Origin of the sequence: Coleofasciculus sp., assembly GCF_046539235.1 — a bacterium.
GTDB lineage: Bacteria > Cyanobacteriota > Cyanobacteriia > Cyanobacteriales > Coleofasciculaceae > Coleofasciculus.
The window spans coordinates 1-3,195 of record NZ_JBKHHI010000577.1 but is presented as its reverse complement, the minus strand read 5'-3'; the positions used below and the strand labels follow the sequence as shown (position 1 = coordinate 3,195).

Genomic DNA, 3,195 nt, shown 5'->3' with positions numbered 1-3,195 from the left:
GGATTTCGGGGATCACCTTTTCCTTTGAGCACCTCTACTAATGGTTTGGGGGGTTGGGAACGATGGAGAATGCGATTATGAGATTTGCCTAAGGAACAGCCTTCCCAAAACTGGATGCGTTTTTCTGGATCGGGTGAAAAGTCTTGGATATATACCTCAATCGCGTTTTCCAGAAACTGTAGCATTTGCTGAACTTGCGATCGGTTGTGTTGCCAAAGTTGACTATCGGGATAATAATCTTGAATCACTTGGCAGGTTAGCTGAAGACTTTGCCAAGTCGCTTTGAGTTGGTATTGTTGACTTAAAATGAATCCATCCAGATCAGGTGATGACATAACGGTTCACTGAGAGTTAAATTGATTAGCGCTATGCTATTGGGCATTGCCTATCTAGACTTAGGCAAAGAGAACAGCCAATAAGGACTATGTAATTTTATCATCATAGCTTGAAGGACACCTTTGTAGTTGCGCTGTCTTCGCCATAAAGGTTCGCATTCCTTACTCTCAAGTAGGCTTTGATAAACTGGGTTCTGGCGACAGTCGTCACTGACACAGCTAACATTGTGGAATAGATTTGACCATTGAATTGGGCGCAAGTCTTTGCGCCCCTACGATTTCGCGGCTAATGCTTAATTCATCAAATTAGCTGTGCCACGCCACTACTGACTGACTTAAGGCGGGTGGGCAATGCCCACCCTACGGTATAAGCTGTTCGGCATTTAAACCTTAATGTCAATAATGGCAAAATCCTTGGTGTGCGAGCCAGCCAGCTCGCTACTAACACCCAATTTAAATGCATAACCGCTGATCAAGGGTGGAGGCGAGCTGAAAATGCAATTTTTCAGTGCCATTAGACTTTGGAGTAATCTAAGAGTTTAACAATAACGTTTCTGGTTTCATGAATACCAGCCAACTTCCCCAGACAAGAGCGCAACGGATTGACCATATTATCAAACAGCGCCAACCTCTAGCCCAAGGCATACAACGGGTAGAAAACCATCTCGCTCAACTTTCCTCCGCCTTGGGCGAATTAGAACGGTATCGCCAACGGCTGGAGGTATCTTTCGGTGAGAGTGAAATGCAAGATAAATTAAATACCGTTCATCTATCTTATCTGCTCCGACAGCTTCAAGTTGAATCCGAGCATCTGAACAGTCTGCAAAAACGATTCTCACGTCCCACCTTAAATATTGGTGTTGTCGGATTAATGGGACAGGGAAAAAGTACATTACTGAAAACCTTAAGTGGACTTAGCGATAATGAAATTCCGGCACTAGAGGGAGGCGCTTGCACGGCGGTTCGCAGTACAATTAAAAATTATCAAGGGGAATCCTTAGCCAACAAAAATCCCGAGGAGAAAACGGTTCAATTTAATGGCGTTGGCTCTAGTTTATATGGTATTCAGGAGCAGATGGTTTTACCTAAACCTAATCCCTCTGTTCACGTTGAAGTCACGCTGCATTCGGAATCATCCTTTTTAAATGAAGTCATTTACCCCTATTATGATGAACTGGGTTTGACGGAAAAACCTTATAGTTTAGAGGAGTTCGCTAACCAGGTATTTCCCGAACAAGGAGTAGCCGGAGCGAGCCATGAAGAGATGTACAAACGCCTGTGTTTTGATTACCATCAGCATCTCAGTCAGTATCGCTCATTGATTCGGTCAGGAAATCCGCGATCGCTAAAAATTAAGCCTGAGCAAATTACCGATTATGTCATGCAGAAACGCGATGGCACTCAACAGAATAACTTAACCACATTCAAACACTTGGCGGTGAAAGAGGTTAAGATAGTTTGCCCATTTAAGAATCCTGATGTAGGCAAAATTGCGCTGGTCGATGTTCCGGGTTTAGGTGACTCCAAGTTAGGCGATGAAACGCTGATGTTAGAAACCTTGGGTAATGAAGTTGATGTGGTTTTGTTTATTAAACGACCTGATCCGCAGCGTTATCAATGGCAACGCCTCGATACTCAGTTATATGATCAAGCAGCACAAGCTCTCAATGATCTAGAAAAACGGTCATTTATGATTTTAAATTATAGTCGCAGAACTGAGAATCTCAGAGCGTGTCAACGTCTTAAACAAAATATTGATACGATTCAGGTAGTACAGACCGAAATAGCAGATTGTTCTGATCCAGATGATGCTAATCGAGTCTTTAATCAGGTTTTAGACTATCTAACGGTGAATATTCAAGACTTGGATAAGCGATACGCGAGTCGTTGCCAAAGTAACCTGCAACACTTGCATCAGCAGATTCAGCAAGCACTGGAAAAATCGGCTCAATCATTGGGATATAATTCGGGCGAATCTCGCCAATTTAGACGATTATTTGAGCAACTATCTCAGGAACTTATCCAAGGACTTTTAGAACTGAGAAATCAACTGAAAGAACAATGTGAAGCGATTGATCCAGACTTTCAGGTTGCGGTGCAAGCTGCATTGAAAAACTGTCAAACGGATAAAGGGATTCCAGAGACAGATCAGGAGATTATCAGCCGCAGTTGTGAATTTGAGTTTAAAGAATCCTATCAAGCTATCTACCGAGTTTACATTCGAGAACTACGAATTCATTTATCCCGGCATTTTTTACAAGTCGATAAAGGCTTAAGACTATCGATTGATAAAGTAAAGTCGTTGGTGACTGAGGTTTTAGTTAATCAAGGTAAGTTGGGTGAATTAACCTCAACCAGAGGGGCTGAGTTTCTCAAAGACATGGCAGATTTACTCGCACAACGGGGAAACCAACTAGAGTTAGGGTTTAGAACGCTTTGGGAGTTTGAGTTTTCTTATGGGAGTGTTTTGTTACATTTAATTCGCAAACAGCTGGATCAAATTCTGCAATCAGATATTGATTTAAGTCTGGCGGAAGTTGTCGGTATTTTACCTGATCCATCCAATGCTTCAGATGTGCTAAGAAATTTGGAAAAATTGCATGAGCAAGCGGTGGCGTCTTGCCAGGAAACATTAAATAGTTGGCTGACGGCACCCAGTCAAGCTCGTTATTATATGGTGCAAGAATTTATAGATTTGGTTATTTATGCCAGAGATATGAAGCGGGAGTGGGAAATTTTCCTGAGTGATGAGGATATTCGTGCAAAGGTTTGGTTAGAATTCAAGGAGTTAGAAACCCGGAAGCAAGACCAACAAAATTGGCGTCAGGCGGTGGCAAAAGTGGTGACAATTAATCAGGCG

2 protein-coding genes are annotated in these 3,195 nt (G+C 42.5%); one reads left to right on the top strand and one right to left on the bottom strand.

From position 1 onward, the window contains the following. Window positions 1–335: hypothetical protein (locus ACLFWI_RS28750; RefSeq protein WP_446415774.1), on the bottom strand; the 335-nt coding region annotated here is incomplete at its 3' end. Between the two features lie 562 nt (window positions 336–897). Between ACLFWI_RS28750 and ACLFWI_RS28745 the strand changes: the two genes are divergently transcribed. Continuing rightward, window positions 898–3,195 (top strand): dynamin family protein (locus ACLFWI_RS28745; protein WP_446415773.1); only part of this gene is annotated, 2,298 nt, incomplete at its 3' end.